This is a genomic window from Shouchella oshimensis, assembly GCF_002019765.1.
Taxonomy (GTDB): Bacteria; Bacillota; Bacilli; order Bacillales; family Bacillaceae_D; genus Shouchella; species Shouchella oshimensis.
The window spans coordinates 979,329-1,003,140 of the sequence record NZ_KV917380.1; the positions used below are offsets into that span (position 1 = coordinate 979,329).

Sequence of the window (23,812 nt, forward strand, 5' to 3'; positions counted from 1 at the left end):
TGATTGCATCCAGTCCTTTTTCGGTTTGGTTTCCTTGTCCTCCACCGTGGAAGTCCTCCTTTCTGTTTATTACTCATGCAAATGGCCATTTACGGAATACAATATAGCTTCGGTTTGTAAGCATTTTAAGACCTTTGGAGAGATTTTTTTTAGATATTAAGATTTTCACTCTAAATGGGTCCTTCCTAATAAAAAGAATCTAAGATAACTAAAAAAGAATTTATAATTCTCTTTACAAGAATCTTTGATTATGATATAAATATCTTACAGAGATTAATTTATTTTAGAAAAAGGAATTTAGAATACTTTATTGGAGGTAATATTATGAACAATAAAACTATAGTGGAAAGAAATATCGGAGTTAATACTAGGACAATTAACCAACGTAATCTAATTGTGCTGGATCAAAAAAGGAATTTAGAATGTCTTAAAGAAGTACTGCTTGAAATTGGTTTTGTTGTTGAATCTGTAGAGGTCGATCCGAGAGAACTTCATGCACCTTTTGTAAAATTCATTAACCATGAAAAGAAAGCTGAAAAATTTAATTCTCTATTATCTGTTATGGGATTAAGTAATTACAGGGTTACACCTAGAGGTAAATTAAGAAAACTTGAGTCGATCCTCCAAAGCAATCAAAACAGAAACGGAAATAGACGAACACAAAATATTAGTAGAATGGCAAAAGTAACACCAGACGATATAAAATTGCTGGCTGATTTATTAAAGAGCAAGCAACGACAGATAACTTCTTATTTGAGCGTACTAAAAGACTTAGAAATTTAAAAATGGAGTGATTAGTATGAAGAAAATTGCTATCATCGGCGGTGATAATCAAAAGGGATATAATAAAAAATTTAAAGCATTTGATTGTGAAGTTAAATACCATGATGGGAGAATGAAACGAACAGGTGTTAAAAATTACTTTGGGAATTTATTAAAGGATGTAGATTGTGTTATATTAATACTATCTGCTGTATCTCACGGAACCATGTATGCAGTTAAAGAAGTTGCCACTGATTTAGGTATTAAAGTGGTCTATCAGCGAAGTAAAGGAATATCTGGTGTAGTACAAGCTGTCCACGATAATGTGGCTTTTTATTAAAACTAAAATAAAAGGAACTTTAAATACCTTTTTCTGATAATATAAATTCATTTTTAGGAGTGGTTACTGTGGAGAATATCGAGATAAAGGCAAGTAAAGCTAGCATGGAAATAAGTGATCGTTTAAGAGGTGAATGGCAATCTTATCAATATCATGAGGTAGCTAGTAAAATTTTTACAGCAAAATTCCTTTTAACAAATGAAAAACACTCATTAAAAATTCCAGCAGATACAACTTGGGAAAGAATCAGTTTATCAAATTATGGAATTGGAAAACAAATTGATGATTTATTTTACCAAATTGCTAATGAAAACAAAGCGGATCTTCACATTTTAAATACTTTTCCATTAGCCCAAACAGGTGACCATATTCTATATCACTGCTTAATGATTATTGACAATTACTCTTTAACTTTAAATGAGTTCCAAGATTTTAAACTGACAGGACTATATTTTAAATCTTTAATGGAAAGTTTTTTCTTGAAGGATAAATACCAATCGGTTATTACGCCACAAGGTTTAAATCAATTAATGGTTAAAATTCTCAAACCTACCAACGGAGAAGTTTACGACGGTGCAGCAGGAATAGCTAGTTCGTTAATTGAGGCTAATAAGTTTGGTAATCACATTTTTATGTACGGTCAGGAGATTATGGATTCAAGTGTCGCGATTGCATATATGAATGCAATCGTTAATGGCATTGACTTATCGAGATTCATTATTGCTAAAGGTGATACATTATTTTCACCTGCGTTTACTAATAACGGAAGTGACTTGAAGAAATTTGATTACATTGTAATGAATCCGCCATTTGGCTTGAAAATAAATAATTTGGAGTATATGGATTATGACCCATATGGTCGTTTTAGTGGAAGAATGGGCAAAACAAGTAAAATACACGGAGATTTAGCATTTTTGCAACACGCAGTTGCATCTTTGAATGAACATGGAAAAGCAACATTAGTTATTCCAGCTGGAGTACTGACAAGAAGTTCATATGCTGAAAAGGCCTTTAGAGAGTATATTGTAAACGCAGATATCATTGAAACTGTTGTATTATTGCCGAATAAAATCTTACCTGCGACTGCTGTTCAAACCATTTTGCTGGTGTTAAATAAAAACAAGTTGGCGGTTAGGAAACAAAAAGTTCTCTTTATTAATGCCGAGGACCAATATACAAGTACGGGACGATCTCAAAATTTCTTAGAACAGAAGCATATTGAGGCAATTGTTTCACGGTATGAACTATTCACAGAAGACACTGAAGATGCTAAGATTGCTGACTTTCAAGAAATAAGACAGAACGATTACAACCTAAATCCTAATCAGTACTTTACAAGCCATACAGTCGAATCTGAGTTTGGAAATGTAGTATTTAATAAAGCCTTATACGATAGCAAGGTTGAAAATAAAAGAGCATTGAAAGAGATAGCTCAGTTATCCCGTGGAGTAAACTTGCCACCCAAAAGCAAGGTAACGGAAGGGAAAACAGGATACAAGATTATTCAATTAAAGGATGTTGAGAATAGCACCATTAACTTGGATCATATTCAAGAAATTCCTGTTCAAAATGCGGAGCGCTACATGGTTCAAAGCGGTGATATTATTATTGCAAGCCGCGGAACAGCATTTAAAGTAGCAATAGTCCCCGAACTTGATGAATCACTTGTTCTGTCAAATATGTTTATAAGAATTAGAATCATGAACCAATCCTATATACCTGAATATATTAAGGCTTTCCTCGAAAGCCCAGTAGGTATCGCTCTCATAGAGGGAATGCAAAAAGGTGGTACAGTTAAAGCTTTAACAACAAGTGATATTGAGGATATTGAGTTCCCGGATATCGCAATAAAAGAGCAACAGGAAATAGTCGAGACTGTTAAAGATGCTGAACAAAAATACTATCAGTTACTCCAGCAAGCTCAGGAAATCTTAAAACAAGGTAAAGTAAATGCATATACGAAAATGGGAATTGGAAATGTGATTGAGGGATTAGATTAAATTGTGTCTAAGTCAGCTCATCTATTAGGTATATGAGCTGACTCTCTCCCAATTAGTGGGGCTTTATAAATAATCATTAAAAGGTATAATGGATATGGAAATTATCTGGGGGTTTAAGCATGATTACAGGTGAAATTAAAAATAAAATTGACGGGATTTGGACAACGCTTTGGACAGAGGGGAATACAAATCCATTAACAAATATTGAGCAATTAACTTATTTGCTGTTCATTAAAGGATTAGATGAAAGCGAATTGCGTAAAGAAAAGGATGCAGCTTTTTTAGGCTTAAAACATGCAGGGTTTTTTTCTGAAATGCCAGCTGATTTTACAGATATACAAAAAGAGCATTGGCCAAAAATGCGGTGGACTCAATTTAAACAACTTCCTGCTGAAGAGATGCATCAAGTGATTATTACGACCATCTTCCCATTTATTAAAACATTAGGCGGAAAAGAAGATTCTGCGTTCTCTAAATACATGAAAGATGCTGCGTTCATGATTAATAAACCAGCAACACTGCAAAAGGTTGTTACAGCACTTGATAGTATTCTAATGGAAGATCGTGATACACAAGGAGACATCTACGAGTATTTACTATCAAAGTTACAAACGTCAGGAACAAATGGTCAGTTCCGTACACCACGCCACATTATCAATATGATTGTAGAATTGATGAAACCAACACCGGAAGATACAATTATTGATCCAGCAATGGGATCGGCGGGTTTCTTAGTATCAGCAAGTGAATACTTACGTAAAAACCACAGCGACTTATTCCTTGTCGAAGGCTTAAAAGAACACTTTCACCAAAAAATGTTCTATGGAAATGATATGGATACAACGATGCTGCGTATTGGCGCAATGAATATGATGCTTCACGGAGTAGATGCACCAAACATCGAATATCGTGATTCTTTATCTGAGGACAATAAAGAGGCGGAGAAATATACATTAGTGTTAGCCAATCCACCGTTTAAAGGCTCACTTGATTATGAATCTGTATCGAATGATATATTAAAGATCGCTAAAACAAAGAAGACAGAGTTGCTGTTCTTATCCTTGTTCTTACGTATCCTAAAACCGGGTGGACGAGCGGCAGTTATCGTACCAGACGGTGTCTTATTCGGTAGCTCGAATGCTCATAAAGCAATTCGGAAAGCAATTATTGATAACAATAAGTTAGAGGCTATTATCTCCATGCCGAGTGGAGTATTTAAACCATATGCCGGGGTATCGACTGGGATCATCATTTTCACTAAGACAGGCACAGGTGGCACAGATAACGTATGGTTTTATGATATGAAAGCGGACGGATTCTCTTTAAACGATCATCGTACGCCAATCGATGAAAATGATATTCCGGAGATTATCGCTCGTTTCGGTACTTTACAAGGGGAAGCAGAACGCAAACGGACAGAAAAATCATTCTTTGTAACAGTTGATGAAATCCGCGAGCAAGGATATGACTTATCGATTAATAAGTATAAAGAGAGTGAATATGAGGAAGTTGAGTATAGGGAACCTTCAGAAATTATAAATCAATTACAAGATATTGAAGAGCAAATTCAATTAGGCTTAAAAGATTTAAAAAAGATGCTTGAATAGGGAGAGATTAAATTGCAATTTAGTAAGTATCAAAATGCTAATAGTCTTCTCAATTTATCAAATCAGTGGGCTTTAATACACTTCGATGAATTACTTAAAGATGTGACAAGAACAGGTACAAAGATTCCTAGTTCAAATTATGAGGAAGTCGGTCTATATCCTGTCATTGATCAGGGAAAAGAGTTGATTGCTGGATATTCAAATTTAGAAAAACCAATTGAAGGGGAAAAGATAATATTTGGTGATCACACTAGAGTGTTGAAATATATAGATCTCGATAGTTTCCATATTGGAGCAGACGGAGTAAAAGTATTAGAAAATAAGATGCCTGAAAAAGTATCAACAAAATACATTTACTATTACTTATCCTTTATTAAGATTCCTAACACAGGGTATAATCGACATTTTAAATATTTAAAAGAAATTGTTATCCCAGTTCCTAGTTTTGTAATGCAATTGAAGTTAGTAGAGTTGTTCGACCACGTTGGAAAAATAATTATTAAACGTCAATCTCAAATTTCATCATTAGATGAATTAACTCAAAGTGTTTTTATAGAGATGTTTCAAGATAATAAAGATTCTTCCAAAGTGAGTATAGAGCAAGTTGTAGATTCGATTGAGGCTGGTTGGAGTGTTTCAGGAGAAGAACGTGCAAAAAAGGAAAAAGAAATAGCAGTATTAAAGATAAGTGCTGTAACAAAAGGATACTTTAATGACAAGGAATATAAAGTTTTAAATCCAAATATAGAAATAAAAAAGGCGGTTTATCCTCAAAAGGGCGATATCTTATTCAGTCGAGCAAATACAAGAGAGCTAGTTGGAGCCTCAGCTATTGTTCCCAAAGATTATAGAGATTTAATTTTACCTGATAAACTCTGGAAAATTAATCTGCGTAAAGAAATAATTACATCGGAATATTTTCATACAGCTATAAACACTAAGAAAGTCCGAAATAAATTTTCTAAAAATGCGACTGGTACTAGTGGATCTATGTTAAATATTTCAATGCAAAAATTTAAAGGAGTAGAAATCAATTTACCCTCAATTGAAAAACAAAAATTGTTTAGTAAGAAATTTATACAAATCCAGCAAATGAAACAGAATTTAATAAGTTCACAAGAAGAGGTGAATGTTCTGTATAATTCCCTACTTCAAAAAGCTTTCAAAGGTGAACTATTTCAACAATAAGAGTTGAGTGAATCTATCTGGCAAAGGAGTTGATATGATGTCAAATTTCGGGTTTTTGCAGGAGAAGCAAACGTTTAGTAGTTTTGCAAATGCTTGTATTGAAGCAGAGAAAGCAATGCAAGTTAGTCCAGCGACGTGTGCGATACTATCTCGCCGCGCGCTGGAGTTAGCGGTGAAATGGGTTTATCAGTTTGACCAAGATGTTAAGATCCCATATCAAGATAATTTATCAAGCTTGATTCATGATCGACATTTCCTAGCCATTATTGATGAAGAATTGTTGCCGATGTTGAAATATATTGTAAAGCTAGGAAATGCAGCTGTGCATACAAATGTTGTAATTACACGAGACGAAGCGGTTCTATCATTACACAATTTACACCAATTTATTTCGTGGATTGATTATTGTTATGCAGAGGAATATACAGCACCAGAATTTAATGAATCTCTTCTTTATACATCGGAGTATAAGCGTGAACGGCCGGAAGAACTTCACGATTTATATGAAAAGCTAAGTGCAAAAGACCAGGGTCTAGAAGAGTTGCGTAAACAAAATGAAGAACTTCGTAAGCAGTTAACAGCGAACCGAGTTATGCAACAGGAAGAGTATCAGTTCCAAGTCGATGAAATATCAGAGTTTGAAACACGGAAACGCTATATTGATTTAGACTTGAAATTAGCAGGTTGGGAAATCGGTAAAAATGTGCTTGAGGAATATCCAGTGCAAGGAATGCCAAATAACACGAGGGAAGGCTTTGTTGACTATGTGTTACTTGGAACAAACGGTAAAGTGTTAGCAGTTGTCGAAGCAAAACGCACATCAAGAGATGCGAAAGCTGGACGTCAGCAATCTAAGCTGTATGCAGATTGCATTGAACAAGCCCAACAAATACGTCCAGTCGTCTATTATACAAATGGCTTTGAAACGCATATTTGGCACGATGATTATTCTGCTCGACGTACATCTGGATTTTATACACAAGATGAATTGCAACTTATAATAGATCGCCGCCGGCTAAAGAAACCATTGGTTAATATTGAAATCAATGATGATATAACAAACCGTTACTATCAAAAAGAAGCGATATTAGCGGTGTGTGACGCATTCAGTCATAACGCGCGTAAAGCATTACTTGTCATGGCGACAGGAAGTGGTAAAACACGTACTGCGATTTCATTAGTGGACGTATTAACCGGACATCATTGGATTAAAAATGTACTTTTCTTGGCAGATCGCAAATCACTTGTGAAACAAGCATTCCGCAACTTCAACACATTATTGCCGAACTTATCGCTAAGTAACATGCTGGAGAAAAAGTCAAATCCAGAAGATGTGCGGATGATCTTTTCAACCTATCCAACTATGATGAACGCGATTGATGAAGTAAAAAGTAAAGATGGCAACCGTTTATTTACGGTGGGTCATTTCGATTTAATCATTATCGATGAATCCCACCGTTCGATTTATCAAAAGTATAAAAGCATTTTTGACTATTTTGATGGGATGCTTGTTGGGTTAACCGCAACACCAAAGGATGAACTGGATAAAAACACGTATACGATTTTTGATTTAGAAAACGGCGTACCTACTTTTGCCTATGAGCTGTCAAAAGCAGTAGAAGACGAGTATTTAGTTGATTATCGCACACGTGAGACAATATTGAAGATTTTAGATGATGGGATTCGCTATGATGATTTATCAAAAGAAGAGCAAGAAGAATTTGATGAAATTTTTGAAGATGAGCCACAGGTAAAAGATATCGACAGTGCTGCGATAAATCAATTTGTCTTTAATAAAAATACAATCGATCACGTTTTGCAAGATGTTATGGAACACGGCATCAAAGTAGAAGGAGGCGATAAACTAGGAAAGACAATTATCTTTGCGAAAAATCATAAGCACGCCCTAGCCATTAAAGAGCGTTTCGATTTGAAATTCCCTGAATACGGTGGCAGCTTTGCAGAAGTTATTGATTACAGTGTGGAATACTACCAAACGTTGATTGATGACTTTTCAGATAAAAATAAAATGCCACAAATTTCGATTTCGGTTGATATGCTGGATACAGGAATTGATGTACCAGAAGTTGTGAATCTCGTTTTCTTCAAAAAAGTTCGTTCTAAAACGAAATTCTGGCAAATGGTTGGTCGCGGTACACGTTTATGTGAGGATTTATTTGGTCCGGGAATGGATAAAGAGTATTTCTTGATTTTTGATTATTTACGAAACTTTGAGTACTTTCGTGCTAATGAAAAAGGAGAAGAATCGAAAGTCACACAAACACTTACAGAAAAGTTGTTTAACTCAAAGGTGGATATTGTTCGTGAGTTGCAAGATGTTCAGTATCAAGTACAGTCCTATTCTGAATACCGTCAGGGGCTAATAAAAGAAATATTGGCTGATATACGTGCATTGAACGATGAAAATTTCCGAGTGCGTCAATATTTGCAATACGTGCATAAGTATCAAAATGCAGACAACTGGCAAGCATTATCTGTTGTTCAGACAAACGAAGTAAAAGAAAATATTTCACCGTTAATAGCACCAATTGATGATGATGAATTAGCCAAGCGTTTTGACTTATTAATGTTAACAATTGAATTGGCACAATTGCAGTCAAACAATGCTACTAAATCTATTCGTCGAGTTGTTGATACAGCAGAGGCACTTTCTAAATTAGCGACAATTCCAGCAGTAGATGCCAAAAAAGAGGTAATAAATGAAGTGCGAACCAGTGAATTTTGGCAAGAAGCCTTGATAGCAGATTTAGAAAAAGTACGTGAGGCCTTACGTGATTTAATTCGCTATATTGAGCGTACCCAACAGAAAATTTATTACACTGATTTTAAAGATGAAGTAATGGAAGTAAGAGAAAACGAGTCGATTTTAAATGTGAATGATCTTCAAAGCTATCGTAAAAAGGTCGAACACTATTTAAAAGAGCATCAACATGAAGACACATTAGGAATCTATAAACTTCGTAATAATAAGCCATTAACTAAACAAGATGTTGAGTATTTAGAGCAGATTCTATGGAATGAACTAGGCTCTAAAGAACAGTATGAAAAAGATTTTGGTGATACACCAATAACAAAACTTGTTCGGAAAATTGTTGGACTAGACCGAAAAGCTGCTGTTGAGGCATTCTCTACATTCTTATCAGAAGAAAATTTAAATCTACAACAAACTCAATTTGTCGAGTTAATTATTGATTATATAGTGAAAAACGGAACTCTTGAGCGCCAAGCATTACAACAGGATCCTTTTACAACATTAGGTGGAATAACAGTCGTGTTTAAAGAGCAACTGCCAAAAGCCAAAGGGATTTTGGATATAATTGATATGATTAATCGAAATGCTGAGGGGATTTCTTGAGTAGTAACCCCCTAAGTTACTGATTTAAGATAGAGTGTCATAATTGCGATTACTAGAGATTCTGATGAGGAAAAAACATTAGACCTTTGCTATAGCGATTATGATGCAGTTGAGTTCAAATATGATAAAAACGCAAAAGGACATGATGCTCCAAAAATGAATAAGCTTAACAGAAAAGGTCAAAGCATTTGCGGAGAATTTAAAAAATACGCTTTTGAATTAAGGGGATATCATTTTAATGGAAAATCTTTAAGTGATGTCATGTTGTACTCGTCGGAGGCAGAAATGTTAATGGGGCTTCTAGATGAGGAAATTAATTTATCCAATCTATCGTCAGTGTTTATAGTCTAAGGAAAATTGAGTATAATTTACGCTTAATTAATGGATCAGATAAAGCGAATAAAAACTATGAGTACCATATGGGAAAAATAAAAAGGAACATGGTCCAAAAATAAAATCTCCTGATAGGTGGTAAAAGAATGATTTATAAAGCTTTAATTATAGCTGTAGATCAATATAACAGTGCGAATAGTCTGCCTAATACAGTAAATGATGCCTTAGAGGTTAAACGTCTTCTTTTAGAGTCTCCTTCCTTTTTTAAGGAACAAGATGTACAAGTTTTTCAAGGTTCTATTTCAAGAAGAACTATTTTATTATCTGCCATAAAATCCTTCTTTGAAAGTGCAGTTAATACTGATGTTTTATTCCTTTTTTGGGCTGGACACGGTGCATTTATAGATAATGAAGGGTACTTTGTTCCTTTTGATGGAGATATCTATTCTCCGAATATATCAATGATAAAAATGTCCGAAGTAAGAGATCTGATTGACCAGACCGCAGCTAATACAGTTTTATCATTTTTTGATACATGCCATAGTGGAGCGATTACTCGAAGTGTTCAACAGGAAATGCATCGAGGATTAGAAGTTAAAGGATCAGGAAAGGTGCTTATTGCTGCATGTACAGCAAGTGAATATGCTGCGGATAGAGCGGGACACGGAGCGTTCACCGATTATCTAATTAGAGGTTTAGAGGGAGAAGCTGCCGATAGAAATGGTGACATTGATGTATATAACTTATATTCCTTTGTCAGTAAAAAGTTGAATGAGGAAATTGCGGATCAGAACCCTGTAATTAAAAGTACTCTTAACGGAGCACCATTGTTATTAAAAAGAACAATAAATAGAAGCGAACTGACTGTAGAAAAAGAAAATATGACTCAAGATATAAATTCATCCGGATTAAGTTTCTGGCTAGGTCCTTTAACTACCGATTACGATGAGTTCTATAGCAAAAATAAAGGTGAATATCAGATAACGCTTATTAATCCCGACTCAAAAATCGAACAAGCTTTAAAGGGCATGAGAGGCAGGGATAGATATCCTTTTGCTATAAAAGATGAGGCAGATATTGTATCCATTGAAAATATTGACATCAAATCTACACGAGAAGGAACATACATTGTTGTAAACCTAAAAGGGACAGGAGAAAGCAATAACTCAATCTTTTCTGAAATGTCAGTTGGTGGAGGAATAGGTAAAACACTTACTGCGGAAGATATAGCCATGTTGCGTATTAGACGTATACTATTCGGTGAAAAGGAATTACCATCTGGTTATGGAGACACTTTAGTGGAATCGATGATTAGTCATTCTACAAATGCAAAAATTCAAGTGATACCAAATATCATTTCGAGCTTGGCTAGCCAAGGATACACACCTGAGAAAATACGAGTTATGATTGTGGGGTCTCTTATTTTAACTGGCACAATTGATAAAATTGAAACTCTTTCACTTACATTGGATAACGAAGTAATTACTAACGTTCACCTTATAGGATATCGTCCAAAGTATTATTCCAATGTTGACCCTAAGAGAATTGAAATTAATGAAGAAATAAATATTTCGATTTAAATATATATTAAGGAAAACTTTTATTTAAGGATAAGACACCTATTTAAATTGAACTGAACCCCTTACAGTTAGATAGTGTCTAACTGTAAGGGGTTCAGTTCAGAAAAGTAGATGTCTTATTTTTGACATACAGATATACCAACAATATATAAATACATACTTTTACTAGGGAATCTTTATAAGCACCTTCTCCCGCATTCTTTTTATTTCATTCCTAAACCTGCGAACTAAAGATAAATATGTTCTTTTAGCATCATGATCCTTACCTGTTCGATCAATGTAATTTAGGATAAGTTCTTCATAGTTGTCACTGTCCATGGATTTAGTAAGGTTATCATACTCCTCCTTATATCGAAGCAATACTTTGTGTATAAAATTGATTCGCTGCTGTTCTTTAAGCGTATTAATTAATTCATCTATATTATTAGAATGGTGAATCTCCCAAAGGAGTCGCTCATATTCATCTGCTTCATCTCCATTTAAGTATATATGGAATGTTATAATATTTTCTTGCAGCAACAATATCGTCAAGTCTTTGAGGAGGGATTCCTGTAATTTAAAGAATTTCATCTTTGGAAAGGCCATGCTCAATTAGTTTTCTAACAGTCGTTTCTAAATCAATTTCGTAAGTATCCTTTTCATTTATTGCCTCATTTATTTCCTCAAGAAGTTTTTGTTGTTTCTTTATAAGATGATGGATGTCTTCAAACTGCCTCTTTAATTTATTATTTATATAATGGATTAAAGCCACTTTCAAAGCCTCCAAGTATAATTTATATATTTTTATTTCTAAGGTTTAGTAACAGTCACATCACTAAGTTTGCTAACATTTTGCTAACGCAATCCTATAACAAACGGTAAATCGCCGTTAAAGATGTTACAGTAAGCAATATCTAAAACGTTGATTTACCGCACTTTTTGCACCTCTCATTAACGATGTTACACACTATCATCTTAGGGGCGGCATGATGTAAATCATCCCCCTGAAACCTTGATTTAATAGGGTTTATGAGGTAATTTAAGATGATTCTTCTTGAAAAACGAACATAAAACTAACATTTTTCAAGAAGAAATTTTTTGAGGATGTTCCCGTAAAGGTTTGTAACTTTTGTGGGGGCGTCTTTTTTCATTTTGTTAGTAACATGTGTATAAACTTTCATTGTTGTTTCGATATCTTCATGACCGACTCTTTCCATAGAAAAGAATGCCCGCAATCCTTACAGAAGGTGGTTTCATGGACTCTCGCCACGATGTGGCTGTTATGCGTGATGATGACAAACTGAAAGCGCAAGGCGAGGCAATTGCTAAGGGGGCGATTGCTTATCTTGGTGGGAAAGTGACGATTCCGAACGATACCAAAACGGGTGGAATTATCGTTGAGAATAAACCTGCTCCTAAGCCGTCGAAGAAAACCATCGCTCAAATGGCGGACGAAGTAATCGCTCAAAAGCATGGTAACGGGCACGACAACCGTCGTAAGTCATTAGGAATCAGTGCAGCCGAATACGAGAAGGTGTGCGCGGAAGTTAACCGGAAATCAGGTGTAGGATCATCAAAACCAGCGCCGTCACAATTGATTATAAAGAAGATGATATCTTTATAATTGAAGCCAATGACATCTCTATGACAAAATCAAAACCACCATAGTTTTCGCCTTCTTCTAAGCCAGCCGTTAAAAGAATGACACTTGAATTTTTAGAAAATGGTCAAGAAGGAACTACTGAGCATTTTAGTAATGGTCTAGAATTGGGTATAAAACTTATTCAGCCTATTAAAGATAAAAAAGTCTTTTTCTCGGTAAAAAGGAGTAGTGCTTTTTTTAACCAAGGCATTGATCTTCCAATTGAAAAAGAGAATAAAGGTGTTATTGAATTAAATACATTTTTAAACACTGTCATTAAGTCGGCTGAAGATTACTTAAATTTTAGGGATTTGGATGGCAGGAGTCATAATTTATCAGCAGCAAAAAGTGAATTAGAAGAGATCAAAGAAATAATTAAGTCTTTAGTATAATATAAGTCATCCTTAGGGATGGCTTTTTAATTTGTTGTCAGCACTATTGCAAGTGTAATTTCTTTAATGTACATAATAAAACCCTGCTTCTCAGCGAGGTCTAAAGGGGGCTTAATAAAGCCGGTCATTACACGATCGTGCATGAGGGAACATCGTATGTAATTAGTCATTTAGTACCCCTTAGATTGATTCACCAAACTTATTAATGATAAAGCCACCAATTAGGCGGCTTTTAATTTTTGTTCATTTAGTTGTTGTCTACGCTCTTCAAGTAGCTTTTCTGATTCAATGATATCTTCCTCGGTAGCTTGCTTCTTCAAAAAGCTTCCAGTAGTATAATTTGTTATATCAATGGCTTATAAGTCTTAATATTCTTGATATTAATAATATGGTTGATATTTCCACTAATCTTTACTAGCATTGAAGACGAATTGGTAATTATCACCACCTTTTCAAAATCTATTAATTAAAGGAGAGAACGAACAATGAAAAAGGCTTTAATCTTTACGTTCAGTTCATTATTCGCACTATCCGCACTAAGCACTACTAGTAATTCAGCTTTTGCAAGCACAATCAACGAGGAAGAGGAATTCAAAACTCTTTTAGAAAGTGTCAAAGTGGAAGAAAAATTTGAAGAAGGTTTTAAGGAAGTCTCAAATATCCAAACACTAACTCTAAATGAAGATAAATCTAACGATGATCTTAACCGCATAGCAGAACTAGTTGATCAAAATCCAGAGCTTTCTAAGCATACAGAGGCGTATAAAGTCTGGACTGACGACGATGAATTTAATGATCTATTTGAAGGTGCGGAATTAAATGCAGAAGCAGGAGAAACAGATGACGTAACCTACGTTTTTAATGATGGAAGCTCTTTAAGCGCATCCTTGTCCACAGAAAGAGTTGAAAATGAAGTCAGCCCTTTAGCTATTACTGAACCAGACCCTTACAACGATGGTTACTTCTCTAACTATATTCACACTTTTAGTGTACTTTGGATTAATAATGCGCAAACACAGACCGCCGCCTATTGGTCAAATGCAGTTAATTCCTCCAATAATTTTTACGCAAATGTGTATGATCATCAAGGCGTTGTAGATGTAGCACCTGGTTCTGGCTCTGGGAGTACAAGAGTTGTTGTAAATAACAATAGAAATTCAATTGTACAAGGGACTTTCGAGCTTAATGACCCTTTTGGTGCCGCAACCTTTACAAGACTAGTTGACTTAACATTACATGCTGATTTTATTCCATCGGCCTCGGCTGAAGTAGTAAGATAGTAATGTAGATCTCATTGCTAAGACTATGATATAGTGGTCACCGAGACCACTATATCTTTTTTAGGGAGGGCTTACCTTGTTTGAACCTGTAGATCCGACAAGAGTCACGTTTCAACTTGTCTTATATTTTGGCGTTATAGCCATTATAATCTCTCTAATTATAATGTTAGTAGTTAAGTGGGTAAAAAGAAAATAAATTTTTGGGGCATGACCATAATTGTGCCCTTTAAACCGATTAAAAAGGTCGAGGTGGTAACACCGAAGAAGCCACAAACACCACCACCATATAACCAGATTCTTAGGTCGCAAAGATGATCGTAGAGCTGTTGTTAGGTGGTGCAGCATGGCTAGGTGTCGAGTATCTTAAAGAGGGCCATACTGATAAACAGAGGCTAGACCGGATATTCCGAAAGTGTGGTTTTTACATCAAATACAATCAAAAAGAGGATACGCCAAAGTTATTGCGGACAAAAAAGGCAGAGGATCATACCGAATACGTTTACCGATTACCGGAAGGACTTACCTCACAGATTTTAATAAGAAAGAAGAAGCGATTGAATCAAGTCTCAATGGATCCAAGGAAGGATTTAAGTTAGCTAACATAAAAAACGTGGATGTGAACAAAGGGTTAAAGCAGAACATCAGAAGAATCGCGAACGGAGAGACATACAAAAAAGAGGTGTTGTTAAGCTATGACACCACATTAAAGGTTAAAGTTTATAATCAGCCATTAACCGATTATCTGCCCTACGAAAACAACTGTAAAGGGTGGACGGTGCCAATCGGTGTAAGCAGGGAAAAAGAAGCACGACTTTGACAAGATCATGCACATGATTATTGCGGGGACAACGAGATACGGTAAATCGATCTATTTAAAGACTGCCATAACGACACTCATCTCTAATCAACCTGACAATGCTCTGTTTACTCTGATCGATCTCAAAGGCGGCCTAACCTTTAGCCGTTACAGCAAATGTCAGCAAATACAGGGTATTGCGAGTGACGCAGAGGAGGCACTAGAAAAGCTACAGGCAATCACGTACAAATGGATGAGGTAATAGATCATCTAAAGACTGGTGGCTATGAAAACGTACAGGAAGCAGGTAGAAAGGCTAGGCACTTTGTCATTATTGGTGAAGCAGCAGAGTTGGCACCGGGAATTGAAAAGGATAAGGATTCAAGGCAAATCAAAAATCAGTGTGAAGTGATCTTGTCTCATATAGCAAGAATAGGTGAGGCGCTTGGTTAACGTTTTATATACGCGACGTAAACGCCATTCAGCGAGTGGAGATGTGCTAAGCGAAGGTTAGTGAAGTTAAACTCGGAGTTCTCTCAACCGCATATTATTAGTACCAAGGCTTCTAGAGCTTTGGTACTTTAATAGACAATATAGGTTACTTAGTATTGAGCTAATACACAGCCTACACCCCTCTAATTAGAAGTGAATTTAAACAGTATAAAGAAAATCAGCCACGAGACAGTACCGAAGCCCAAAAATAGTAAAAATACCACGAAGTAATCCTTCATACTAATTAACGTAAACCAACCACTTACTATTAATATTGGATAGATAGTTAATAACATGATAAAGAAATGTAGTACTGTTTTTCGTAAGATACTCCATTCTTCAATATTATAAATAAGTGAAGCAATACCTAGAATTAAAACGATGAAGCTAGCTATAAACGTGCCTTTTGCATCGTGTGTTTTGTTTTGATAATACAAAACAATAGCGATGACATTCATAATTATAAAAGGTAAAAGACCTCTTAACAAAATTTGTATTAGCATACCTTACCAACGTATCTGCCTTTTGGAGTTGCGGGCAGATCATTAAAATGACCATAAATAAAACTGCTTGAATTCCTACCTTTTATAATTAAATCCTTCATAAAAATCCTCCTCAATCTTTTTTTATAATTAATCTTACTGTATTTTAATGCAATAAGAATCAATTCTTTTTAGCATATTCTGATCATCAAAACTGTAAATGTCCGAGGCGGCTATGTAAGACAACAGCTTATTATCTCTAATAAATTCAGCAGTTCCATTTATGACAACGTAATTTTCTTCTTGAATTACATTTAATAGTTTGAAATTTGTTGTAACACTTTCAAAATAATTAGAGGTGAGTCTACATTCATCCATTACAGCTTTCTTCCCCACCAATACTTTATCACCAACAATATTCCATTCAACATTTTTATCAAGAAATTGATACGTATGATTGAATTTTCCAGTAGAAAAGAATTCAGCTACTTGCTTTGGTGTGAAGGTAGTTTCAAAATGCATATTAGTAACCCTCTTTCATACATATTTTTAGTAACATTTCATTGGCAATCTTACAATAGATAAAATAACTATACACTATAAGATTAATAAATTATAGCGTTCCATATGATTGTCCCAAGGATGTTCCCGTAAAGGTTTGTAACTTTTGTGGGCTCATCTTTTTTCATTTTGTTAGTAACATGTGTATAAACTTTCATCGTTGTTTCGATATATTTGCTCTCTTCTTGATATTTGTTGATTGTATGAGCCTGTCCATTCTATTGGGCACCGTTTTGGTGATATAAGGATAGCCGATAGCTCTACAGAAAAGAAAATCTTTATCGCGAAAATCTTCGTAATACACGCGTAAGTTTAATTTACGCCTATCATTTGCGGTCACAAGCTTCTTTAATATGTTCATCACTTTTTCGTCCATATTAACAACATGTACTAATTCACTTGTCTTTGAAGGCGTCAGAAAGCGATTCGAAAAACTCTTTAAGTTCATTCGTATCAATATACTTTTCTTCTATTGGATTCGATTTGATCTCTTTAATGGGTTTCTGTTTTCGTGATATGATAGCGTCTGTTCAATGATTATGCTCAATTAAATTGTTTCTTAATCGGAACCTTGGCTATGTATTTAAAAGACATTTAAGTCTTTTTCTTTAATTCTTACCGATCCTCGTATTTTACCTGTAGCACCATATGCTTGTATCCATTCGTGAGCCACTTCATCAAAGTCTTCTTACGTGATTAATCTCATTTTGTACCTTTTGCTTTGCTTCTGTTTTTGTCTTGGCCCTTCGCCTGGTGATTTCTTGCACCCCTGATCGGATCGGTAGGCCCTTCATCTAGACATTCCCAACGCTTTTCGCAGGATTTTAGTGTTACTACCATACACTTCACCTTCTCACCCCTAAGAAGTATTTACTCAAATAAGAAGAACCTATGTCTGATTATTATTTTTAGATAATTTAAATAAATAGAAAAGCTGGAGTGATTCATGATAATACAAAACATTCTTCTCTTTTAGAAAAAACAAATGGATCTATAGGGGTGGGGTACCATTACTTATTAGCTTTATTTTTAGGGTTAAGCGAATCATTGAGTTTTAGTTCCGAAGAGATTGAACAAGCCTATTTAGACAAGAACAAAATCGACCATGAACGGTAAGTAAACTGCTATTATTGACTGAACTCAAAAGGTCTTATGCTGTAAAGGAGCAGAGAGAGGGCCCTGCTCTTGAGCCGGAGGTCTAAATGTAGCACGGACGTTGTGATCGTGGTGATGGAAGATTCAAGCTGAGAGTGGCGAAAAGCGAGTGGACAAGAACCTGAAAGGGATGTGGAGAGGAGGAGATCTTGAGGTTAATTAAGGTTGTTTTGAATGATTTTATTAATAGGAGGTCAATAATGTATAAACTCACAGAAGATAATGGGAACAGAAAGTATTTAACTAATTCAGGAATTGATATCTTTACGCTTGCAGCGGGTTTTTACGAATCAACAGGAGATAAGCTGATTAATACACCATGGAAAGACGGTGGATTCGTGACAATTGATGTTTTTCAAAATACATCAGGGTCTGGAACTCGAAAACAATTCATCTTGAATTATTCATACATGAAACGAATCTTTGTTGGTAACTTACATACCAATGGGAGTTTTAGAGGATGGGTGGAATTAAAGCACAATGAAGGGGTAAGTGCCTTTCTTGAAGATGAACTGTTTAACCTGTATGAAAAAGTAGCAACGATACAAAATACTAACACAAAATCTTTTGGGTTTATAAGTGATACTCACTATATCCGTAATTCAAATGGTTCTTATGGAATGAATGGGTTGCAACACGTTAATAACATCATAGATTTTACGAAGTATGGCTTATTGGACTTTGTGGTACATGGTGGCGATATTATAAACGGTAAAGATTCACCATCAGTTTACAAAAGAGAGTTGTACGATAATGTAAAAGCCTTTATGAAATCGAAAGTACCTGTAGCAATCTTAAAAGGTAACCATGATTATGGACCTTGGTATACAGATAACACCGCAAATCCTAAGTTGGCCGACATAATGAGCCCTACTGAATGGCATCAGAAGATGGTCAAACCATTTGAAGAAAATTTTGTCTTTAATAGCGCTGAGAAAAATGGGGGTTATTATTATAAAGATTTTGATGATATGAAGCTTAGAGTAATCTTTTTAAATACAGCCGACGTTGCTCATATCTCTAATAATAACGGGTCTCCTAAATATCATAATATCTCCTTTCATGCTTTGAGAAATCGTCAAATACAGTGGTTAGCACATACTGCCCTGAATTTTCAGAATAAGCAGAGCCCCTCAAACTGGACTGTAGTTACAATGTCACATGTTCCTATTACAGGTTCTGATGGTGTTGGAAAAGCTACCAATGCATTTGCTTTCAGAGGAATTATTAGAGCTTTTAAACTTGGAATCCGATATCGTTCAGCTGTTACTGAAGGAGATCATGGTGTTGACGTAACTGTTGATTTTACTGGTCGAAAAGGAAACCACATCGCACATATAGGAGGTCACTATCACTTAGATGAGGATTATGTGCATGATGAAATTCGATACATTAACGTTCTACATTCAGCAACAGCAGATAGTTCTACAGGTTTGACTAGAGATCCTAGACCTAGGGATAGTGGGGAGATAACTGAAGATAGTTGGAATGTTTTCACTGTTAACACGAGCAATCGGAGGATGCATTTGAGTCGCTTCGGACAGGGATCGGATAAAGTGATTAGTTATTAACAGAGCATCTCAGTAAGATCGGGGTTAGCTCGGTCGGTGGAAACACTTTAGCAGAAGAGTGTCCTATAATATCACGTAACGCAAGTGGAAAAACCCATAACCCCAGTGGTCTTGCTTACGCAAGCTGTTAAAAACCAAAAAGAAGCGTGTATGAGCTTAATAGCCGAATACGCTTTTTATTATGTTTTTTTGTTTTTTTAGAATGACCTTCTCTTTTCTATGTGTAACATAATTTATCTGAGGAGGAACAGATATGGTAGAAAAATTCAGTTTTACACCAGACGTCAAGTACATTTTCGAGTTCGAGGAAGCTGTACATGAGGAAACTTTCTATTCGAATGAACTTGATGATCAACGCTATGTTTTATCTTTTGAACCGGGTTTATATTTGCCAACAGATCAGTTTGGGAAGAAAACCGGTAATCAGTATAATGAAGTACATGCCGAAATAGTTGGAGTATCTGAAGAAGTCGTAGTAGAAGGTGAAACTGTGACCCAAATTATCTTCTATTTGCCAGACATTGATAAGCGTATTTATGCTAACTACAGAGTAAGTCGAGGAGGATTTACGAGTATTCGACTTCCAAGACAGCTTTAATTTTTTGACCTGTTAAAAGCAGGTCTTTTTTTATATTCCAAGACTTACGGCGTACTCTATCATATGCTATTAATTGGTAGTGAGTTGATGACGTGAAAAAGATTGCGTTAAATGCGTATTTGTCCAGAAGATATAAAAGACAGAGGTAAGAGTGTTTTGTGCGTAAGGAGCAAGGTGTATAAAGAAATAGACAGTAAAATGGAGGTATTTTCCTTTTTGTGTCGAATTAAATTTAATAGAAGAGGGGGGATTACATGCAATTAAGTAAAAAAGAGAGATTGAATTTGATTAATCAATATCTAATTCTAGAAAAATTAGATCCTTCTAATGAAAGCAATTATGCTCGTTATAGAGAGGCTTTGGAGTTGGGTTACACTAGACATTATGCCGATCCTCCAAATGCTAATTTGCTTGATGAAATGCCACTAGAAAGATGTGAACTAGTATTAAAGATTTTAAATATGTATAGAAATCTAATTTTTTCTTCTCAAAAGCTTAACAATGGTGAGAGCAAAGTAAGGTTTTCTGGATTTGATGGTAATGAAGAATCGGAGAATGATTTGCTAGGTTATGCAGAGTACTACGTAAAAGGTTTAGACAGATTTCAAGAGATAAAGGATAATTTAGAAAACGAAAATTCGTTTAATAGTCATTATCCAATGTTGGACATTTATGAAAGTATGCTAAAAGTGTACGAGAAAAAATCAGCTCATGCTGATTTCGGTAAACTAAATGAAAGTGACATTAAAGAAATCCTAGCTGCATAACACCTAAAAAGAGGATAACCTTTAAAGGCGGTTCTCTTTTTGTGTGTTAAAGAGGAGGGGGTAAGGTGGAAAAGGGCTTTTTTAGGCAAGAGCAGTTACAGGAGCGTTTAGAATATTGGCAGGTTAAATTACGGTGAAGAGAATGAAAGTAGATACCTGGAAATACATGAACAATAAGAGAATAAACAAAACCCCGCTTTTCAGCGAGGTCTCAAGGGGGCTAATAAAGCCGATGGGTCATTACACGATCCTGCTTGGGGTAACAGGGTTGCATCGTATGTAACTACTCATTTAATTACCCCGTAGAGTGTTTCGCTAAACCATTATACTAAAGAATGAACGTTGTTTTACTGTTCAAAAGAAATAGCTTAGTACAAGACGCTGCTTGATATGTTAAGAAGTAGAGTATGTATTTTCTTTGCAACGTTACGAAAGATTCAGGAAAGAGGAATTGATGAAAAGGGGGTGAAGGTTTGAAACAGATAGTGTCAATGCTAGTTGCAATGGGGATTGTTTTATCAACAACTTCTGTTATTGATTTAAGTGGCCCTACAAGACCAGGTACTGGACCTGCAAGTTCAGTTGCTGTATTAACAGATGGTCCAACGCGTCCTGGGACATAAGCCGATTTAATGGTTTATGAATCAGGAGAATTGAATTTAGTAGAGTATTAAACGGTAAGAGCAATGAACAAAGATACATAGGATCTATAGAAACAGGTGATGCGGTTTGAGGTATCGTAATGTGCCTGCACACTTTTTTAACAACCACTTTCCTTTTAAGGAGTGGGTGTTTTTTCTTCTAAAGACCGCTTTACTTTACGGTTTTTCCTGTATACTTATTGGGAATAGGGTAAAAAGAAAGGAGTCGGTTATATGAACGATGAGTTAGTACAAAAATTTTGCGAAGAGCATATGGTTGCATTACAAAAACAATTAAAAGACATTTATACAATTGAAACACCAGAAGTGTTAAATGATCAGGATGAATCGACCATTAATGTAAATGATAAACTATCAGAATATCGTTTTATGGAGGCCGTTTATGCGAGTATTGAACAGAGTGATCAACAAGAAGGGGAAGTGTATCACCAGTATCAGTCCGCTCTAGATCAGTTACGTGCGAAAAAAACGTTTTTACTTGAATTGAAAGAAGAAATTGAAGAAAAAAATGAGGCAGACATTGTGAACATCAAGATTATGATAAATGCCTTTCAAAAAGAAATGTAAAAACGACCTGGATCACAGGTCGTTTTTTTTAATCTTGCAATGGCTTGATGCTTCGAGCCCAGTAGATAAATGGCATGGCAAGCACGGAAACGATAAATTTCATTAGATACGTCGTTAGGGCAATTTCAAACCAGATGTCCATCGAATACACACCTAGAAACGCAATTGCACAGAAAATCAATGTATCCAACGCTTGTCCAAAAATACTTGAGACGATATTTCGGAGCCAGAGCATTTTGGGTAGAAGCTTTTTAAAGAAAGCAAAGATATAGATATTAATATGATTGCTAATGATAAAAGCAGCTAAGCTTCCTAAAGCAACGCGTAAAGCGAAGTCAAAAATAAAAGCAAGGTGCGTATGTGCTAAATCTTCGCCGTGAGGTGGGAATAACAGCACAAACTGCATGATCATTGTTGAAACGAGTAAGGTTGAAAAACCGAGCCAAACCGCTTTTTTGGCGAGGGCTTTTCCGTATTTTTCATTTAGAAGATCTGTTGCGAGAAAAGTTGTCGCATACATGACATTCCCCATTGTTACGATAAAGCCGAACAGTTCAATCGTCTTCAAGACTTGTAAATTAGCTAAGATGGCTGCAAAGCCAATCCAAGCAATGATACCTGTTTTTCCAAACAACTTATAAAATAAGAGCAGGAACGAAAAATTTGCAAGGGCAAACAATAGCCCTAATAGTTCTGTGGACATAATTTAACTCCTTTAGTTTTGATAACGCAGGAAGGTTACGAACTGCGTGTTTTCATAGGAACGAAAGACACTTTACCACAAGTCCACTTATTTGTACAGACGAAAAAACCAGTACATCAACAGTACTGGTTTTATTTGGTTCTTATGATTTAACTGGTTCTGAAATAAATTGAATGATGGTTTCGTTGAATTTCTCTCTTTCATCATGGAACAAGCTATGACCACTCTCTTCAAAAGGAATGATGGTGGCATTAGCAATACCTGCTTCCATTTGTTCTGCTAAATCAAACGGGCAAATTTCGTCGTTTCGACCGTGTAAAATGGCAGTTGGTACTGAAATAACTTGTAAGTCACCGCGCAAATCGGCGTCTCGAAGGGTTCGAGCAGATTCAATTGTTGCGTGCGGTCCGGCTTGCATACCAAGTGAATGAAACCAGCTATTAAAATGGGTGCTTGGTTCTTTTCCAAAGAATAGCCCACCAAAGTCTTTTAACATATCAGCGCGGTCAGCATAAGCACCTAAAATTAAGTCATCCACATTATCCTTAGGTAAACCAAATTCAAAATCATCTCGTTGCGTAAATACTGGTGCTGCTGCGCCTAATAAGGCAAGACGAGAAATGCCTTTTTCGCCGTGCTTTGCCATATAACGTATCGCAATAGCTCCTCCCATTGAGAATCCACATAATACGGCATCTTTAATTTCGAGTGTATCAATGACGACACGAAGGTCATCGGCCATACGGTCATAATCATAGCCATAAGCTGGTTTATCCGATTGCCCGTAGCCTCTTAAATCTACACCAATAAAGCGGAAACCTTTTTCTGGTAATGTTGCCATCTGGTGTTCAAACATTCTATGGTTGACTGGCCAGCCATGTAAAAAAATAACGGGTTGACCGCTACCAATATCCTCTACAAAAAGAGTGGTTCCGTGCTCGACTTCAATTCGATGTGCCATGTAAACATTCGCTCCTTT

At 35.7% G+C, this 23,812-nt stretch carries 25 protein-coding genes; 19 read left to right on the forward strand and 6 right to left on the reverse strand.

All coding sequences use genetic code 11. The features are described 5' to 3' along the window. Nucleotides 1–324: 324 nt before the first annotated feature. The 7 genes from BK583_RS04800 (at nucleotide 325) to BK583_RS04835 (ending at nucleotide 11,186) form a co-directional block, all read left to right on the forward strand. The gene (locus tag BK583_RS04800) at nucleotides 325–783 is read left to right on the forward strand and encodes a hypothetical protein (protein WP_055736526.1); all 459 of its coding nucleotides are present in this window, start codon (nucleotides 325–327) and stop codon (nucleotides 781–783) included. 16 nt (nucleotides 784–799) lie between these two features. Further along, nucleotides 800–1,102: a DUF2325 domain-containing protein gene (locus BK583_RS04805; RefSeq protein WP_055736525.1), complete on the forward strand. Its 303-nt coding sequence runs from the start codon at nucleotides 800–802 to the stop codon at nucleotides 1,100–1,102. A gap of 68 nt (nucleotides 1,103–1,170) precedes the next feature. Next, complete coding sequence (locus BK583_RS04810) at nucleotides 1,171–3,102, forward strand: N-6 DNA methylase (protein ID WP_055736524.1); 1,932 nt, start codon at nucleotides 1,171–1,173, stop codon at nucleotides 3,100–3,102. A gap of 119 nt (nucleotides 3,103–3,221) precedes the next feature. Further along, nucleotides 3,222–4,709: a type I restriction-modification system subunit M gene (locus tag BK583_RS04815; RefSeq protein WP_055736523.1), complete on the forward strand. Its 1,488-nt coding sequence runs from the start codon at nucleotides 3,222–3,224 to the stop codon at nucleotides 4,707–4,709. Between the two features lie 12 nt (nucleotides 4,710–4,721). After that, nucleotides 4,722–5,897, forward strand: coding sequence for a restriction endonuclease subunit S (locus BK583_RS04820; protein WP_055736522.1), 1,176 nt, complete (start codon nucleotides 4,722–4,724; stop codon nucleotides 5,895–5,897). Between the two features lie 34 nt (nucleotides 5,898–5,931). Further along, nucleotides 5,932–9,273, forward strand: a complete 3,342-nt coding sequence (locus BK583_RS04825; protein WP_055736521.1) for a DEAD/DEAH box helicase family protein — start codon at nucleotides 5,932–5,934, stop codon at nucleotides 9,271–9,273. Between the two features lie 479 nt (nucleotides 9,274–9,752). Continuing rightward, complete coding sequence (locus BK583_RS04835) at nucleotides 9,753–11,186, forward strand: caspase family protein (protein WP_055736519.1); 1,434 nt, start codon at nucleotides 9,753–9,755, stop codon at nucleotides 11,184–11,186. A 556-nt stretch (nucleotides 11,187–11,742) separates the two neighbouring features. Here the strand turns inward: BK583_RS04835 and BK583_RS04845 are convergent. Then, nucleotides 11,743–11,937, reverse strand: coding sequence for a hypothetical protein (locus BK583_RS04845; protein WP_055736517.1), 195 nt, complete (start codon nucleotides 11,935–11,937; stop codon nucleotides 11,743–11,745). Nucleotides 11,938–12,420: 483 nt separating this feature from the next. On the opposite strand from BK583_RS04845, the gene BK583_RS04850 reads away from it, so the two are divergent. Both BK583_RS04850 and BK583_RS04855 read left to right on the forward strand, forming a co-directional pair. Further along, a complete protein-coding gene (locus BK583_RS04850) occupies nucleotides 12,421–12,789 on the forward strand; it encodes a hypothetical protein (protein ID WP_055736516.1) in 369 nt (122 codons plus the stop codon). A 77-nt stretch (nucleotides 12,790–12,866) separates the two neighbouring features. Next, complete coding sequence (locus BK583_RS04855; protein WP_055736515.1) at nucleotides 12,867–13,199, forward strand: hypothetical protein; 333 nt, start codon at nucleotides 12,867–12,869, stop codon at nucleotides 13,197–13,199. Nucleotides 13,200–13,225: 26 nt separating this feature from the next. On the opposite strand, the gene BK583_RS20635 is transcribed toward BK583_RS04855, so the two are convergent. Next, entirely contained in the window at nucleotides 13,226–13,369 is a 144-nt protein-coding gene (locus BK583_RS20635) for a hypothetical protein (RefSeq protein WP_160319292.1), read from the reverse strand. A gap of 315 nt (nucleotides 13,370–13,684) precedes the next feature. Between BK583_RS20635 and BK583_RS04860 the strand changes: the two genes are divergently transcribed. The 4 genes from BK583_RS04860 to BK583_RS21165 all read left to right on the forward strand — a co-directional run bounded on the left by BK583_RS04860 (nucleotide 13,685) and on the right by BK583_RS21165 (nucleotide 15,728). After that, nucleotides 13,685–14,479, forward strand: coding sequence for a hypothetical protein (locus BK583_RS04860; protein ID WP_055736514.1), 795 nt, complete (start codon nucleotides 13,685–13,687; stop codon nucleotides 14,477–14,479). Nucleotides 14,480–14,891: 412 nt separating this feature from the next. Continuing rightward, entirely contained in the window at nucleotides 14,892–15,296 is a 405-nt protein-coding gene (locus BK583_RS21155; protein WP_055736513.1) for a hypothetical protein, read from the forward strand. Nucleotides 15,297–15,309: 13 nt separating this feature from the next. Continuing rightward, the gene (locus BK583_RS21160) at nucleotides 15,310–15,537 is read left to right on the forward strand and encodes an FtsK/SpoIIIE domain-containing protein (RefSeq protein WP_245804414.1); all 228 of its coding nucleotides are present in this window, start codon (nucleotides 15,310–15,312) and stop codon (nucleotides 15,535–15,537) included. Next, nucleotides 15,525–15,728 carry a hypothetical protein gene (locus tag BK583_RS21165; protein WP_055736511.1) on the forward strand — a complete coding sequence of 68 codons (204 nt, stop codon included), beginning with the start codon at nucleotides 15,525–15,527 and terminating at the stop codon, nucleotides 15,726–15,728. The genes BK583_RS21160 and BK583_RS21165 overlap by 13 nt, the downstream gene beginning before the upstream one ends. 182 nt (nucleotides 15,729–15,910) lie before the next feature. On the opposite strand, the gene BK583_RS04870 is transcribed toward BK583_RS21165, so the two are convergent. Continuing rightward, nucleotides 15,911–16,270 (reverse strand): DUF3021 family protein, encoded by a 360-nt coding sequence (locus tag BK583_RS04870; protein WP_078440047.1) that lies wholly within the window; start codon nucleotides 16,268–16,270, stop codon nucleotides 15,911–15,913. 135 nt (nucleotides 16,271–16,405) lie between these two features. After that, nucleotides 16,406–16,771 carry a hypothetical protein gene (locus BK583_RS04875; protein WP_055736509.1) on the reverse strand — a complete coding sequence of 122 codons (366 nt, stop codon included), beginning with the start codon at nucleotides 16,769–16,771 and terminating at the stop codon, nucleotides 16,406–16,408. 1,038 nt (nucleotides 16,772–17,809) lie between these two features. Between BK583_RS04875 and BK583_RS21385 the strand changes: the two genes are divergently transcribed. The 6 genes from BK583_RS21385 (at nucleotide 17,810) to BK583_RS04900 (ending at nucleotide 22,130) form a co-directional block, all read left to right on the forward strand. After that, a complete protein-coding gene (locus tag BK583_RS21385; protein ID WP_367576383.1) occupies nucleotides 17,810–17,926 on the forward strand; it encodes a dUTP diphosphatase in 117 nt (38 codons plus the stop codon). A 239-nt stretch (nucleotides 17,927–18,165) separates the two neighbouring features. Next, the gene (locus tag BK583_RS04885) at nucleotides 18,166–19,536 is read left to right on the forward strand and encodes a metallophosphoesterase family protein (protein ID WP_055736507.1); all 1,371 of its coding nucleotides are present in this window, start codon (nucleotides 18,166–18,168) and stop codon (nucleotides 19,534–19,536) included. A 253-nt stretch (nucleotides 19,537–19,789) separates the two neighbouring features. Then, complete coding sequence (locus tag BK583_RS04890; protein WP_055736506.1) at nucleotides 19,790–20,134, forward strand: hypothetical protein; 345 nt, start codon at nucleotides 19,790–19,792, stop codon at nucleotides 20,132–20,134. Between the two features lie 254 nt (nucleotides 20,135–20,388). Beyond that, on the forward strand, nucleotides 20,389–20,901 hold the full coding sequence (locus BK583_RS04895) for a YfbU family protein (protein WP_055736505.1): 513 nt from the start codon (nucleotides 20,389–20,391) through the stop codon (nucleotides 20,899–20,901). A gap of 473 nt (nucleotides 20,902–21,374) precedes the next feature. After that, nucleotides 21,375–21,524: a hypothetical protein gene (locus BK583_RS20640; protein ID WP_160319291.1), complete on the forward strand. Its 150-nt coding sequence runs from the start codon at nucleotides 21,375–21,377 to the stop codon at nucleotides 21,522–21,524. Between the two features lie 252 nt (nucleotides 21,525–21,776). Then, complete coding sequence (locus tag BK583_RS04900; protein ID WP_055736504.1) at nucleotides 21,777–22,130, forward strand: hypothetical protein; 354 nt, start codon at nucleotides 21,777–21,779, stop codon at nucleotides 22,128–22,130. Between the two features lie 28 nt (nucleotides 22,131–22,158). Here BK583_RS04900 and BK583_RS04905 read toward each other — a convergent pair whose 3' ends face one another. Together BK583_RS04905 and BK583_RS04910 are read right to left on the reverse strand one after the other, a co-directional pair. Then, complete coding sequence (locus BK583_RS04905) at nucleotides 22,159–22,833, reverse strand: queuosine precursor transporter (RefSeq protein ID WP_055736503.1); 675 nt, start codon at nucleotides 22,831–22,833, stop codon at nucleotides 22,159–22,161. 142 nt (nucleotides 22,834–22,975) lie between these two features. After that, complete coding sequence (locus BK583_RS04910) at nucleotides 22,976–23,794, reverse strand: alpha/beta fold hydrolase (RefSeq protein ID WP_055736502.1); 819 nt, start codon at nucleotides 23,792–23,794, stop codon at nucleotides 22,976–22,978. Between the last annotated feature and the right edge of the window lie 18 nt (nucleotides 23,795–23,812).